We start from the raw sequence: 14,004 nt of genomic DNA, 5'->3' as shown, positions 1-14,004 counted from the left end.
CAAATATTCGGCAATAAACGGGAATAACCGGGCACATCTGGGCATTTCGTACTCATCATTCGGAACCTCAGACTTCCGAATAAGAGCTCAAAAACACCGTGTGTGATCCCGGCTACTTTTTCTGTTTTCAGCGCCTAAAACAGGCAGACGCTACGAAAGCTGTACCTAATTAAAGCCTGCGGAGCCACCATTCTTCTCAACTTCCGCGGCACGAGCGGGATCCACTTCCTCCGGTGACTCCTGCCCACGTGGCAACCGGAAGTACACGATGAGCGCAACAACGAAGCAGACCACCGAAACAATGACGTTGACGCGCAACCCGAAGATGTGCGTGGCCTCATCAGCGCGCATGTTTTCTACAACGAAGCGCCCCGCCGTGTATCCGGCAACGTACAGCGCGAACACACGCCCATGGCCGAGTTTGAACGCCTTGTGCGCCCACAGCAGGAACACACACACCGCCACATTCCACAACAGTTCATAGAGGAAGGTCGGATGCACTGAGGTCACTACTTCCCCGGTCGAGCGTCCGCTGATTGGTGCGTACGCGCCGCTGTCATTTACTCGGTAGTAGATGTCCAAGGCCCACGGAACCGTGGTTTCACGGCCGTAGAGCTCCTGATTGAACCAATTACCCAAGCGCCCGATAGCTTGGGCCAAGACAAGTCCGGGCGCGACGGCGTCCGCAAATGGCCCCAATGGGATGCCTTTAACCTTGAACATGATCCACACCGCTATTGTGCCTAGCGCCACTGCGCCCCAAATGCCGAGGCCGCCGTTGGTAATCTTCAGCGCATCAACTGGATTGCACGTGGAACAGAAGTACTTTTCGTTATCCGTAATCACGTGGTAGAGGCGCCCACCAATAATTCCGGCCGGTATCACCACCAAGGCCGCATCCCACACCACATCCGGGTTTCCACCGCGGGCAGTATAGCGGCGCAGCGTCATCCACATCGCAACGAGGATGCCGACGATGATGCACATGGCATAAGCGCGAATTGGGACCGGACCTAGATGCCACACGCCTTGCGGCGGAGAGGGAATGTTGGCGAGATTGTAAATTTGCACGGGAAACAGTGTGCCTGAAAATAACGCCCACTACAACGCGTCTAGGTCCTGCGCGAAGGGCACGCCGGATGCTGGCCGGTAGCCACCAAAGAACGCGCCAAGGCCATGGGGTCTTGGGCAGCCATGATGGACTCACCGACCAAGATGGCATCAGCGCCCTGAGAAGCATAAGACAACACGTTTCGCGGGCTATTGACCCCACCCACCGCGATGCGCGTCATGCTCTCAGGAAGACCCGGCGAAATAGTAGAAAAGGCCTCCCGATTAATAGCATCGGAGGCCAAAGACCACGCGTTGATCGCCACGACAGTTCCCCCTGCCTTAATGACGCGATCCACCTCAGCGCACGTACGAACTTCCAGGATGGCGGTCATGCCGAGAGATTCCACGCGGTCTAGGAGAGACTCGAGGCGAGCCTGGTCGAGCAGCTCCACTTGCAGGGGAATCGCATCCGCCCCATAGCACCGCGCCTCATGGATCTGATAGGGGTCGACGATGGTGTCGCGGCATAGCATCGGTATGTCAACGGCGGACCGGGCCGCCCGCATGTCTTCGAGGGAACCGTGGAAGCGGCGGCGATCCGTTTGGCACGCCATCACATGCACTCCGGCTTCCTCCAGGCTATGCGCCAGCGTTGCCACGGACTGCGGGCTCTCCAAGTGCGCAATTTCACCGCCATAAGGTACGGCGCGCTTTATTTCGGTAATGATAGAGCATCCTGGACGCAGCAAAGCCTGTGCAGCATCGCGCGGGGCATCCATGTCTCGGGAACGCGCCTTTACTTCCTTGAAGGGAACGCGGGCCTCCCGCGCGGCGACATCAGCTAGTACGCCGGCCACGAGGTGATCGACGGCAATCGGGGTAGGCATGGAGCACCTCCCTTCCCCGAAGGAAACTCAATGAAAGAAACAGGATGGAGTTCGAGATCACACTTAGGCTAGCGTGCTCTTACCTCCAACCAGAAATCCGGGGTCCCCTTCTATCAGCGCAACACCCCGTGGTGGAGATGAGACGAGCCGGTGGCTCGTGCCGCCACCTCCCCTAGGTGGTGCGAGGATCTGTGGGGTCGATATCGGCGTCCAAAGCGTCCCACATCACGCGGCCAGAATCCTGGGAGGTTTCTAGATCTTCCTGCAGGCGCTCCTGCCGTACAGCTGGTGTCTCATATTTGGCGGAGCGGGGCTTATCGCCTCCCGGATTGCTGGCCACCATGACCGCACCAAAGAGCGCGAGTGCAGCGCCGACGAGGGCGAGGACAGGGCCGGCAGTCGAGGCATCCGCGGAGAGCACCGTGGCCCAGTCGGAAATGGTCGTGGACTCCACGGAGGTATCATTCGTGCCTCCCTGCAGCAGTTCCTCGGCGCGCTCCGCCTCTGGGCCGGCGGTCAGCAACGCAACAGGCCGCCATCCCGCAGCCGCCGCGGCAAGTGCTGTGAGGCCAGATACGATTCGGCGGCCGGTGCGCCGTAGCGCGAAGGCCGCAACACCGCCAGCGAGGACCACAACGCTCAACGCGATGAGCTCGAGGGACCACAAGGAACCCGATAGCTCCGCAACGCTGGAGCCGGCCTTATCATCCTCAACCGCAGCCTTTACCCACGTCATGCGGGAAGACAGCCACAATAGGATGGCACCGACAAACATCAACAGGGGTCCAATGCGCTTAGCCATCATTCTCCTCCCCTAAGAGATCACGTGCATCGAAACAGGTCCGGTCACCGGTATGGCATGCCCCGCCGCGCTGACGAACGGTGAGCAGGATGGTGTCACCATCGCAATCCAAGCGCGCGCCGACCACTTCTTGGGTGTTGCCGGATGTTAGGCCTTTGATCCAATACTCGCGGCGGGAACGTGAATAGTAGGTTCCGCGGCGCGTCGCCAACGTGTAGGCCAAGGCATGGTCATCCATCCACGCCAACATGAGCACCTCACCGCGCTCCGACTGCACGATGGCTGGAACAAGCCCCGCCTCGTTGCGCTTAAGTTGCTGAGCAATCTCATCACTCAGCTCATAAGCCCCGACAGCCGTTGGGTCGGTGGTGGGGTTGTCACTGTTCCTCGTCACCGTCGCACCTCCTTGCCTGCCGCGGCTAGCGCCTGCTTGACCTCAGAGATCTCCACTTCTCCGAAGTGGAAAATGCTGGCGGCCAGCACCGCATCTGCCCCAGCGTCGACAGCCGGTGGGAAGTGCTCGGCCTTTCCCGCACCGCCGGAGGCGATGATCGGAACGGAAACTTTCTCGCGCACTGCCTCGATCAATTCGATATCGAAGCCCGCCTTGGTTCCGTCGCCGTCCATGGAGTTCAGCAAGATTTCGCCGACGCCCAAGTCCTCACCGCGCTTGGCCCATTCCACGGCATCGAGGCCCGAAGAACGCGTTCCGCCATGCGTGGTGACCTCGAATCCGCTGGGGAAATCTGCAGCACGGCGCGCATCCACCGACAACACAATGCACTGCGAGCCAAACACATCCGCGAGCTCGCGCAGTAGCTCTGGGCGCGCGATGGCAGAGGAGTTGACGGAGACCTTATCGGCGCCGGCACGCAGCAGTTCGCGGACGTCGTCGACAGACCGCACTCCACCGCCAACGGTCAGCGGGATAAAGACCTGATCGGCGGTGCGGCGTACGACGTCAAGCATGGTACCGCGGCCGTCCTTCGACGCTGACACGTCGAGAAAAGTCAGCTCATCAGCACCCACGCGGTCGTAATGGGCGGCCAACTCGACTGGGTCGCCGGCATCACGCAGGTTTTCAAAGTTAATGCCTTTGACCACGCGGCCATTATCAACGTCAAGGCACGGGATCACTCGCACGGCAAGAGCCATGGTGACAATCCTCCTAAAGCTCAAAGCGAAATGAAAGGCAGCTCGAATCGAACTGCCGATTGATGAAATTCAAGTCCGGTATGCGGCGCTAGCGACGAGCGCTAGCGTCCTAGGCAAGCCAAGCGCCTATCAACGGCTTCCGCGGGGGTTTCGGGCGATGGCATCCAAGATCGTGGCATGCACCTGCGGGGTACCGCCCACGAATCCCTGTGAATGCGCGGTCCACTCGTTGCCTTCTGGATCACTCACGCGGCCACCGGCAGCCTTGATCATGAGAGCACCCGCCGCGTTATCCCACGGGTGCGGCGAGAAATTCACCGCGCCGTCAAACACGCCTTGAGCCACAAATGCATTATCCAGACCCACGGACCCGGTCATGCGGGGACGCAGCCCGGTCTCCCGGAGATCATTGAACAGGCCCGTCGGCAGGTGCGAGGAGCAGCCCACGTGGCCACGAGCCTCGTCGAATCCCTGGGCTTCTTCGCCACCACCGAAACCAGTGGAGGGGCCGCCGCTGGTTCGCAGCTGCATGCCCTGCGCCGCAACGACGCGGCGGTGTAGCAGGGGGAAATCCGCTACTGCAACAACCGGCTTTGCTTCGTGGATAAGCGTGACAAGAATGCCGCAGCATGGATTCCCGGCTGAGTAGTTCGCGGTTCCATCCACGGGATCCACAACCCACACCGTTTCCTCAAGGCTGCCGCCTGATTCTTCACCGAGTACCGGGATACCGGTGAGCTGGTTCAGCGTCAGTCGCAGCTGCTGTTCAATCAGCAAATCCACCTCAGTGGCAAAGTCCCCTTCGCCCTTGAAACGCGCGGGCGCTGCACCGAGGCCCCGGCGGAAGAGATCATCAACCTGGTCCACCGCTGCTTCTGCAAAGGCCACGAGTTCGCGCGGATCCGACGCGGAGGTTCCTGACATCGGGGCCATTGGCCTACCTCTCCTCGATCGGGTCAATGTATTCTTCGCCCGGCAACGGCGTAACTTCCGCAACCGCCGCAAGCGCCTCCTCCAGTGTGAAGCGCTCCTCATAGAGAGCCTTGCCGATGATGGCGGAATCAATTCCCTCATTTTCGTAGAGGGCCAATTCACGCAGATCATCAAGGGTGGAAATCCCACCGGAGGCTGTTACCTTTGCCTCCGTGGCGGCCGCAACCTCACGCAGCAGTTCGATATTGGGACCTTGCAGCGTCCCGTCCTTGGACACGTCCGTCACCACGAAGCGAGTGCAACCAGCGGCGTCAAGGCGCTCGAGCACCTCCCAGAGGTCGCCACCATCGGAAACCCAGCCGTTACCGCGCGTGCGCCACTCGCCGTCCACCATCCGGACTGCGAGATCGACCGCGATGCGGTCACCATGCTCTGCCAAGACCTTGGCAATCCATTCGGGGTTCTCCAAAGCCGCGGTACCAATATTGACGCGGCGGGCTCCGGTGGCGAGTGCACGGGCCAAGGAGTCATCATCCCGGATACCTCCGGTCAGCTCCACGTTAAGGTCCACGCTCGTGGTGATCTCAGCGAGCAGCTCGTGGTTGGAGCCGCGGCCAAAGGCTGCGTCCAGATCTACTGCGTGCAGCCACTGCGCGCCTTGGGCCTGCCACTTAAGGGCGGCCTCACGCGGCGAGCCATAGGGTTTTTCAGTTCCGGCCTCTCCCTGATCAAGGCGAACCGCCTGACCGTCGACGACATCAACCGCGGGCAACAGTGTAAAGCTCATGGTGGGTAGTCTACCTTTCGAGTGGGCTCTTTAAAGCGTTCCAATCCAGTTCTTTAGCAGCTGCGAGCCGACGTCACCCGACTTCTCCGGATGAAATTGCGTGGCCCATAGCGCACCGTTTTCTACCGCGGCGACAAAACGGTCACCGCCATATTCGGACCACGCCACCTTCGGCGGCTCAGTGATTTCAGTCTCGAGCTCCCAGCTCCGCGCGGCATAGGAGTGCACGAAGTAGAAGCGATCCTGCGCGCTCACGCCATGGAACATAAGGCTATCGTCGGGAAGCTCAACGGTGTTCCAGCCCATGTGGGGCAGAACCGGCGACTGCAAGCGGGTCACCTCCCCCGGCCACTCACCACAGCCTTCCGTATAAACGCCGTGTTCTGTACCGGACTCAAAGAGAATCTGCATACCTACGCAGATACCGAGAACTGGGCGGCCGCCAGCTAGGCGTTGGCCAATGATCCGTGGGCCCTGGGCCGCACGCAGGCCTTCCATGCAGGCGGCGAAGGCGCCTACGCCGGGCACCAACAGGCCATCGGCTTCCACCGCTAGCTTCGGGTCTGCGGTCACCGTCACGGTGGCACCGACCCGCTCAAGTGCGCGCAAAGCCGAGCGGAGGTTGCCGGCACCATAATCAAGGACAACTACGTCGTGTGAGCTCATCGTGGCTCCTTTCCGGGCCTCCTCGGCCTTCTAATCCTGCGCAAGCGCGTTTGGATGTCATTAAGTTCGCTCACGCGAGTCTTACCCAAAGCTAGGTCAGCAGCCGTCATGAGCAAGCCCACTGCAATGATGGCGGCACCTGCGGCAAAAGCGCCTTTGTATCCTGACATCGCCACGACGGCGCCAAGGACCGTCGAACCAAGGCCAGTACCACCGTCGTAGAAGATGTTCCACACCGCAGAACCCTCGGAGAGCCGCTCGCGTGGGAGGCGGTCAAACATCGACAGCAGCGCCTCGTTTTGAACGATGCCGAAGCCGGCACCGTAGATGACCGTACCGAACACGAGCAGCCATACCGACCACTCTTGCCACAGCACGGCGGCGATGAGTCCCACACCCACGACCGAGGAAGCCTGGGCCGGAATCATGAGTGTGCCGGGCTTGCCCACCCGGTCCGCCACGACACCGGCGACGTAGCGCGCAATCATGCCCGCGCCACCAATCACGGACAGCATGAAGCCGCCCAAAACCGCGCCGCGTTCAGGATCCAATTCGCGCACGGCCGGCGAAATGAAATTCGAGGCCACGCCGTAGCTCACGGAGAAGCTCATCAACGCCAGTGCCGGCACGAGCACAAGCTTCCACATTGGAGCACGCGGAGTGGTATCCGATGGGTCCGGCATTCCCACCGGGGCAGCCTTGATCTGCGGTACGAGGATGCAGGTGAAGAAACCCAGAAGGCCGAGGCCGGCGGCCAAGAGGTACACCACGTTATAGTTGTACGCTGCGGCGACGGCAAGGCCGACGGGCAGGAAGGCCATCTGTGCCGCGCCGATAAAAAGGCCGAAGATTCCAGTGGCCTTGCCCAACAAGCGCCGCGGCGTGATTTCCGCGATGAGCGCGTTTTCTGACACCGTCAGGGCACCAAAGCCAATACCGCGCAGTGCGGAAAAGCCTAGGGCGATTGGGGCGGCGTCGCCCAGCATGTGGCCCAACGCCGGCACGCCCAAGAGCAGCGCCGACGCCGCCATGATCGGCCGGTAGCCAAAGATGCGCAGCAGCATCGGAGTCGCCATTTGGGTAAGCACGGTGGCCAGCATGAACACGCCGGTTGTGGCGCCAGCCAGCGTGGCCGATCCGCCGGAATCCAACACAGCCAACGGCACCACGGGTAGCAAAACTGACCACGCGCCGAAGGCGGAAACCACCGCGATCATGGTTTCCTTGAAGCCGGCAACCTTCCACACACTCTGAGGGGCGTTATCTGTCACTTTGCCGCCAATCCTGCCAAAAAGATGTCGAGGAACCAGACCAACGCGGCGGCCACGGCGACCGCCGCGAGCGCGCCCGCGACCACAGTCAGCAATACTGAACCGTTCTGATACGCCGCCCACGCGCCACCGACGAGCAGACCGGCGACGAGAAAGAGAATGAGAACCATGACATTCATAGCGTCTTAGAGTGCTCCCTTCGTCGAAGGAACTCCGGTTACTCGCGGATCCCGCTCGGTTGCCTGGCGCAGGGCGCGGGCCACTGCCTTGTACTCGGCTTCCGTGATGTGGTGCGGATCGCGCCCATAGCGCACGTTGACGTGCAGAGTCGTCGCCGAGTGTGTGGCAAAGGTTTCGAAGAAGTGCCGGTTGATCACCGTGGCGTAGTGCCCGCCAATAACCTGCCACTCCAAGTTCTCCGGCTCGCCATTCATGACAAAGTAGGGCCGCCCAGAAATGTCAACGACGGCCTCCACCAGCGTTTCATCCATGGGCAGAAGCTGGGAACCGAAACGGCGGATGCCGGACTTATCCCCCAGTGCTTCGAGGAAAGCGCGGCCAAGAACAATCGCGGTGTCTTCCACCGTGTGGTGGGCATCGATATCGATATCGCCCTCGGCATGGACCTTAAGGTCGAAGGAGCCGTGAGTGCACACAGCGTTGAGCATGTGGTCAAAGAACGGCAGCCCCGTCGAAATATCCGCCTGGCCGGTGCCATCGAGATTGATTTCAACGGAGATCTTTGTCTCCCCAGTCACGCGCTCTGCGCGGCCAATGCGGTCGCCTAAGTCGTGGCGTGTAGCTTCACCAGCGCTCATTGTCCCACGCTCCTTCTTTTCATCATGAGCCTTTTCCTGGGCTCAAGTTTCAGTTCTCAGTTAGTCATCTCTACTGTATCTGCCAAGTCCGCCGCGGCCGAAAGGAAGGCGTCATTCTCTTCGGGCAGCCCAATCGTGGCGCGCAGGAGACCCGGTACGCCGTTGTCTCGGATCAGCACATCGCGGTCGAGGAATCCCTGCCACACCGCGTGTTGATCGGCAAAACGTCCGAAGGAGACGAAGTTGGATTCGCTCGGCACAACGTAATAGCCAAGTTCCTGGAGCCGTGCGACAACCCGATCCCGCTCCGCCGAAAGCTTCGCCACGGTACCCAAGGTCTCCTCCTTGTGAGCAAGAGCCACGGTGGCCGCGATCTGGGATAGCACGGAGAGGTGGTACGGCAAGCGGACGAGCATCACGGCTTCCACGAAAGCGGGATCCGCCACGAAGTAGCCCAAGCGCCCGCCGGCGAAATCGAAGGCCTTGGACATCGTGCGCGAGACCACGAGCTTGGTCGGGTACTTCGCCAGCAGTGTTGTAGCTGAGGGCGAGGGCGAGAATTCCATGTAGGCCTCGTCCACGATGACGATGCCCGGCGCGGCCTGCGCGATCTTCTCCACCAGTTCGATCGGGGTGACATCACCGGTGGGGTTGTTCGGGGTGGTGATGAAGACGACGTCGGGGCTGTGCTTGGCGACGGCCCCCAAAGCCGCCTCCTCATCGATGCGGAAGTCCTCATCGCGCGGGCAGGAAATGAATTCGGTCTGTGTACCTGCGCACAGGATCGGATGCATGGAGTAGCTCGGCGTAAATCCCAGCGCGCTGCGGCCCGGCCCACCGAAGGCCTGCAGCAGCTGCTGGAGCACCTCGTTGGAACCGTTGGCTGCCCACACGTTCTCCACGCCCACGGTGACACCGGTCTGCTCGCTGATGTATTCCGCCAGCGCCGTGCGCAGCTCGACGGCATCGCGCTCCGGGTAGCGGTTGAGTTGGCGTGCGTGCTTCTCGACGGCCTCCACCATGTCCTTCACCAGCGCCTCCGACGGCGGATAAGGATTCTCGTTGGTGTTGAGTTGGTTAGTTACCGTCAGCTGCGGGGCGCCATAGGCGCTGGAACCACGCAATTCTTCACGCAGGGGAAGATCCTTCAGCTCAGCCATGGTTTAAGCCTCTCCTTTCTGGGCATCTGTGTCTTCGGCGAATCGTGCGGCGATTGCTTCGCCGTGGGCGGGCAGCGCCTCCGCTGTGGCGAAGGCGATAACGTTCTCTGCTACCTCGCCGAGTGCCGCGCGGTCATACTCGATGAGGTTTACTGGGCGAAGGAAGGTGTGCGTCGACAAGCCGGCGCTAAACCGCGCGGTTCCAGAGGTTGGCAAAACGTGGTTGGAACCCGCGGTGTAATCACCAAGAGGTACGGGCGAATAGTCGCCAACGAAGATGGCACCGGCGTGGCGAATGCGCTCCGCAACTGCCCGGGCGTTCTTCGTGTGAACCTCCAAGTGCTCGGCGGCATAGGCATCCGCGACGGCGATTCCCGCCTCAAGGTCCTCAACCACGACAATGCCCGACTGCTCACCGCGCAGCGCCTCGGCGGCGCGTTCGGCATTGGCGGTGGCGGTATAACGCTGCGCTACCTCCGCGTTCACGGCGGCGGCAAACTCCTCTGAATCAGTAATGAGCACGGAAGCAGCCATGGGATCATGCTCTGCCTGGGAGATGAGGTCATAGGCCACGTAGACGGGGTTGGCGCTATCGTCTGCCAAAATGGCGATCTCCGTGGGCCCGGCCTCCGCATCAATGCCCACCACGCCCTGCACTGCCCGTTTAGCGGCGGCAACAAAAACGTTGCCTGGGCCGGTAATGATATCGACAGGCTCCAGTGCTTCCTCACCGGTAACCGGTTCATCATCGCCATAGGCCAACAGCGCAATGGCTTGCCCGCCGCCTACTGCCCACACCTCGTCCACGCCGAGCATGTGGCACGTGGCCAGCACCGTCGGGTGCGGCAGTCCGCCAAACTCCTTTTGTGGCGGGGAGGCCACGACCATCGCCTCAGCGCCCGCTTCCTGGGCGGGGACGGCGTTCATAATGACGGAAGATGGATACACCGCCTTGCCGCCCGGGACGTACAGCCCCACCCGCTCGATGGGGTGAAAGACCTCGGTGACCGTTGCCCCCGGTGCCAGGGTGGTCGTGTGCGAATCCGGCCTCTGGTCAGCGTGGACAGCACGCACGCGTGCGATGGATTCCTCGATGGCTGCCCGCACTTTCGGGTCCAGCTCTTCGGCTGCTTTCTTTAGCTCCTCCTGAGGCACTCGCACCGCGGCCGGGCGTATACCGTCAAATTTTTCGCCGAAGTCGAGGGCGGCCGCCGCTCCGCCGTCACGGACCTTCTCCACCATGGGGATAACAGTGCCCATCACCGAGGACACGTCCGTGCCGCCTCGCGGCAATACTCGGCGCAAACGGGAGGTAGTAAGTGCCTCTCCACGCAGGTCGATGGTTCGTAGCATGCTGGGACCTCTTTTTATAATATGCAGTGGTTTCTATACCTTCCCATTACTATACCCGGACCGAAAAGCCAGCGAACCGGCAGGTGCGGGTTATAGAATGTGCCACTAGTAACACATTCCGGCATCCCGAATCGGTAGAGGGAGGTGGCGAAATGAGCAACGGCGCCGACGGCCTGGACCGCCAGTCCCCGTCAGACCTGCTCGCCCGCGTCGAACGCCTCACGCGCCGGGAAAACCTTGACTGCATACGGGTAACCGCACACGAACTCCTCTTCCCGCACTCGCCACTCGGGGAAACCCGCGCTTTCATGGACACTGAGGGCGAGCCGATCCTGCGTTTCTACACCACCCACCATGGCATTCTTGGTTTCGGCGATATCCCCAGTCTCAGCGAGTTCGTCAACGACTGGAACCACGACTGCCTCTCGCCGCACCTCGTGCTCAACTATTCCTCCCCTACCGAAGTCGAAGTGTGGGGTCACTCCTTCCTCGTGGTGCACCAGAAACCCACGAGCGCCCAACTCTCCGCTTCGGTAGTGCCAGCGCTCCACAACGCCGCGGCCTGCCTCGAAGAACTGGCTAAACATTTCCCCGTTCTCACGCTTCCCCGCCCGGCAGTCCCGGAAGAACAGACAGAACTCGACGGCCCCGTCGCCAGCGTCGATACGGCCCGCCTCGAAGCTCTCTTACCCGCTCTGGGAATTTCGCGCTTCCAATCAGATGGCGATGAAGCAGTTTATGCCTGGATCAATGACGTCCTCTTTGCCTTCGCCATTGACTCCGGCCCAAGCCTCATCATCAAAGGCCATTGGGACCCGAATCTACAGGGCAGCGAGTTCTCCAAGATCTTCCTCATTTGCAATGATTGGAACCGGAACAATCACTCGGCCTCGGCCTTCTGCCACTCCAACGTTGACGGGCTGCAGGTGCGCATTGATTACGCGGTCATGACGGGCGCTGGGCTATCCGACGCCCAACTGATAACCGCCCTCGGCCGCGGCATCAAGCACGTCCTCCACGGCATCGATGACATTTCACGCGATGCCGTGGGCTCCTCCCCCGTCGCGTGGCCCTAGCGCACGTCGACCGCTGCCTCATTTTCTTCCGTTTCACTTTCGAGCGCCACGCTGGGCGGCTCAAAGAACAGCGCGGACCAGTAGACAAACATGGCCATAAATGGTCCCACAAGCCACGCGATGCCGGGCGAAAACTTCGGCACGAACTCCACGAATTCCCCGGGGTTCTCCGGAACATCAGTGGCCGTCGCCCCACCGAAGACATAGAAGGACGCCGCACCGGCCAAAGCCGCCAGCGCCACCCACAGCAGCACACCGACGCCACGGTAGCGCTCTCCCCAACGGTGGGCGATTGCTCCCAAGGCCATACCGAGGACTCCGGTGATCAGCACGAAGGTGATATAAGAATCGAATTGCACGTCGGCAACGTTACGCAGGACATAGCCGCCATCCTCCATGCGATGGCCCTCCAGAGTAGGCCGCCACAGCCCCCAGACAGCGCCAACAGCGGAGAAACCAAGGAGCGCTAACGCGAGCAACCCCGCGCCGAATCCAATGGCGCGGGGTCTATGAAAGCTAGGTGCACGCAGTGCAGGCACGATAATCTCTAGCCGCAGAAGGTCCAGTTACCGTTCTCGCGCTTGAAGCGCATGGTGGAGCTATCCATGCCCTGGCTGGTGTTGACGTTCACGGTCGCGGAGGCGTCATCGCCGTTAACCACGACATCGTTGATGGACTCAACGCCGGTCTTGGACCAGTCGAAGCCCTCCATCTGGGAGGTGTCCTGGCCAGCTGCGGCCATCATGTCCTTGAGCTGGTTCATCGGCACATCCGGGACCTGGTTGTAGTCCACCTGGTCGAGGCCGGAGTTCGGATCATTACGCACGGCCGCGCAGGTGTGCTCCGGAAGGTACTTCACAAAGGAGCGCATGGTCTGCTGCTCATACATGCCACGTACCAGGGTGTTGATACCGTCGATATCCTCCTGGCTTGCGGCCTCGCCCTGAACCGGTTCAACCTTTGGCATGTTCTGGAACGGGTCAGCGCCCTCTTCGAAGGGGTTGGCCACGGCTTGGTTGCCGCCCTCAGGATTCTCTCCCTCCGGCTTCGGAGCAGCGCTCTCGCCGTCCTTATTCTCTTCCCCCTCCTTCTTTTCCTCAGAAGTCTTCTCTTCCGTCTTCTTCTCAGACGTCTTTTCCTTGGACTTCGTCGTCGTGGTGGTCTTTGCCGCAGAGGAAGCGGTGTCGCCTGCGTTCTCGTCATCGGAACCACAAGCAGCCAAGGAAAGCGGTGCAACGAGTGCAACAGCGATGAGGGACTTCTTGGCAGGTGTCAAAAAGGACAAGGGATAACTCCTCAAATTAAATAGAGAGCGATAGGTAAATCCACGCTAGGCGTGGTGGTTGCTCTTGGGCATCTCCGACAACCCTAACAAGGGCTGTTTGAAGAAATCATATTTTACACCTTGAAGCTTCCTGTGAGCCCCACTAGGGGTTTCTTGCGCCGCGTAGAGTTGGTCGTGTGCATCTATCTCGCGACGCTATCGTTTCCACCGCCCTCGAACTCTTGACCCGCTACGGGCTTGCCGACGTCACCATGCGCCGCGTCGCCACCAACCTCGACGTGGCTCCCGGCGCCTTGTACTGGCATGTAGCTAACAAGCAATCGCTCATCGCCGCCATGACCGCTGAGATCCTCTCCCCCGTCGCGGGAGAAACCACGGCGGAGTTGGTCAGCTCGCTGCACCGGGAGCTGCGCCGCTGGCGCGATGGAGCCGAGGTAGCCATCGCTGGCGCCGCTTTCCCAGAGTCTTCAGCCAGCACTGACTTAGAAGAGTTATTCACAACCACGCTGCAGAAAGAAGCCCCCGATGCGTCACCGGAGGATATCACCGTCGCCGCTCGTACGCTGATCCACTACACACTCGGGGCTACGTTCATGGAGCAATCCCGCGAGCAGCTCAGTGGGGCGTCGCCGAGCGGGACGTCGCCCAGCACGGCCTCTCCCTCTCCGGGCACCGCGCCCGTGGACGCCACCTCTGTGCGCGCCGCGGAACTCATGGTTGCCGGTCTAAAGTCACTGCGAACCGATCGCTGCGAATAG

General features: G+C 61.0%; 17 protein-coding genes. 2 read left to right on the top strand and 15 right to left on the bottom strand.

Annotated features, from left to right (window positions below; translation table 11 throughout):
- Positions 1-165 precede the first annotated feature (165 nt).
- The 13 genes from lgt to hisD all read right to left on the bottom strand — a co-directional run bounded on the left by lgt (position 166) and on the right by hisD (position 10,885).
- The gene (gene lgt / locus HMPREF2698_RS05480; protein WP_070562730.1) at positions 166-1,071 is read right to left on the bottom strand and encodes a prolipoprotein diacylglyceryl transferase; all 906 of its coding nucleotides are present in this window, start codon (positions 1,069-1,071) and stop codon (positions 166-168) included.
- A gap of 41 nt (positions 1,072-1,112) precedes the next feature.
- The gene (locus HMPREF2698_RS05475; RefSeq protein WP_070533247.1) at positions 1,113-1,940 is read right to left on the bottom strand and encodes an indole-3-glycerol phosphate synthase TrpC; all 828 of its coding nucleotides are present in this window, start codon (positions 1,938-1,940) and stop codon (positions 1,113-1,115) included.
- A 172-nt stretch (positions 1,941-2,112) separates the two neighbouring features.
- Entirely contained in the window at positions 2,113-2,742 is a 630-nt protein-coding gene (locus HMPREF2698_RS05470; protein ID WP_185963198.1) for a TIGR02234 family membrane protein, read from the bottom strand.
- Positions 2,735-3,079 (bottom strand): phosphoribosyl-AMP cyclohydrolase, encoded by a 345-nt coding sequence (gene hisI / locus HMPREF2698_RS05465; protein WP_154736475.1) that lies wholly within the window; start codon positions 3,077-3,079, stop codon positions 2,735-2,737. Before hisI ends, HMPREF2698_RS05470 begins: the two co-directional genes overlap by 8 nt.
- A gap of 53 nt (positions 3,080-3,132) precedes the next feature.
- Positions 3,133-3,897, bottom strand: a complete 765-nt coding sequence (hisF, locus tag HMPREF2698_RS05460) for an imidazole glycerol phosphate synthase subunit HisF (protein WP_070562727.1) — start codon at positions 3,895-3,897, stop codon at positions 3,133-3,135.
- Between the two features lie 129 nt (positions 3,898-4,026).
- Positions 4,027-4,830 carry an inositol monophosphatase family protein gene (locus tag HMPREF2698_RS05455; RefSeq protein ID WP_070533252.1) on the bottom strand — a complete coding sequence of 268 codons (804 nt, stop codon included), beginning with the start codon at positions 4,828-4,830 and terminating at the stop codon, positions 4,027-4,029.
- 4 nt (positions 4,831-4,834) lie between these two features.
- Entirely contained in the window at positions 4,835-5,617 is a 783-nt protein-coding gene (priA, locus tag HMPREF2698_RS05450) for a bifunctional 1-(5-phosphoribosyl)-5-((5-phosphoribosylamino)methylideneamino)imidazole-4-carboxamide isomerase/phosphoribosylanthranilate isomerase PriA (RefSeq protein ID WP_070519945.1), read from the bottom strand.
- Positions 5,618-5,647: 30 nt separating this feature from the next.
- Positions 5,648-6,283 (bottom strand): imidazole glycerol phosphate synthase subunit HisH, encoded by a 636-nt coding sequence (hisH, locus tag HMPREF2698_RS05445; RefSeq protein WP_070519943.1) that lies wholly within the window; start codon positions 6,281-6,283, stop codon positions 5,648-5,650.
- Complete coding sequence (locus tag HMPREF2698_RS05440) at positions 6,280-7,500, bottom strand: MFS transporter (RefSeq protein ID WP_070520166.1); 1,221 nt, start codon at positions 7,498-7,500, stop codon at positions 6,280-6,282. The genes hisH and HMPREF2698_RS05440 overlap by 4 nt, the downstream gene beginning before the upstream one ends.
- Before the next feature lie 50 nt (positions 7,501-7,550).
- Positions 7,551-7,733 carry a hypothetical protein gene (locus tag HMPREF2698_RS05435; protein WP_070562724.1) on the bottom strand — a complete coding sequence of 61 codons (183 nt, stop codon included), beginning with the start codon at positions 7,731-7,733 and terminating at the stop codon, positions 7,551-7,553.
- 6 nt (positions 7,734-7,739) lie between these two features.
- The gene (gene hisB, locus HMPREF2698_RS05430) at positions 7,740-8,372 is read right to left on the bottom strand and encodes an imidazoleglycerol-phosphate dehydratase HisB (protein WP_070519938.1); all 633 of its coding nucleotides are present in this window, start codon (positions 8,370-8,372) and stop codon (positions 7,740-7,742) included.
- 56 nt (positions 8,373-8,428) lie between these two features.
- The gene (locus tag HMPREF2698_RS05425) at positions 8,429-9,532 is read right to left on the bottom strand and encodes a histidinol-phosphate transaminase (protein WP_070562721.1); all 1,104 of its coding nucleotides are present in this window, start codon (positions 9,530-9,532) and stop codon (positions 8,429-8,431) included.
- Positions 9,533-9,535: 3 nt separating this feature from the next.
- Positions 9,536-10,885 carry a histidinol dehydrogenase gene (gene hisD, locus HMPREF2698_RS05420; RefSeq protein ID WP_070562719.1) on the bottom strand — a complete coding sequence of 450 codons (1,350 nt, stop codon included), beginning with the start codon at positions 10,883-10,885 and terminating at the stop codon, positions 9,536-9,538.
- Between the two features lie 152 nt (positions 10,886-11,037).
- On the opposite strand from hisD, the gene HMPREF2698_RS05415 reads away from it, so the two are divergent.
- A complete protein-coding gene (locus HMPREF2698_RS05415) occupies positions 11,038-11,961 on the top strand; it encodes a YbjN domain-containing protein (RefSeq protein ID WP_070519932.1) in 924 nt (307 codons plus the stop codon).
- Here the strand turns inward: HMPREF2698_RS05415 and HMPREF2698_RS05410 are convergent.
- Positions 11,958-12,500: a hypothetical protein gene (locus HMPREF2698_RS05410; protein ID WP_246819441.1), complete on the bottom strand. Its 543-nt coding sequence runs from the start codon at positions 12,498-12,500 to the stop codon at positions 11,958-11,960. The genes HMPREF2698_RS05415 and HMPREF2698_RS05410 overlap by 4 nt on opposite strands.
- Positions 12,501-12,508: 8 nt before the next feature.
- A complete protein-coding gene (locus HMPREF2698_RS05405; protein ID WP_070533264.1) occupies positions 12,509-13,246 on the bottom strand; it encodes a hypothetical protein in 738 nt (245 codons plus the stop codon).
- A gap of 176 nt (positions 13,247-13,422) precedes the next feature.
- Here HMPREF2698_RS05405 and HMPREF2698_RS05400 point away from each other — a divergent pair, with 176 nt between their 5' ends.
- Positions 13,423-14,004: a TetR family transcriptional regulator gene (locus HMPREF2698_RS05400; protein WP_070562716.1), complete on the top strand. Its 582-nt coding sequence runs from the start codon at positions 13,423-13,425 to the stop codon at positions 14,002-14,004.

The organism is Corynebacterium sp. HMSC072A02 (assembly GCF_001810085.1).
Taxonomy (GTDB): domain Bacteria; phylum Actinomycetota; class Actinomycetes; order Mycobacteriales; family Mycobacteriaceae; genus Corynebacterium; species Corynebacterium hesseae.
Note: the sequence above shows the minus strand (reverse complement) of the source record. Positions and strands in the feature narration are given on the sequence as shown.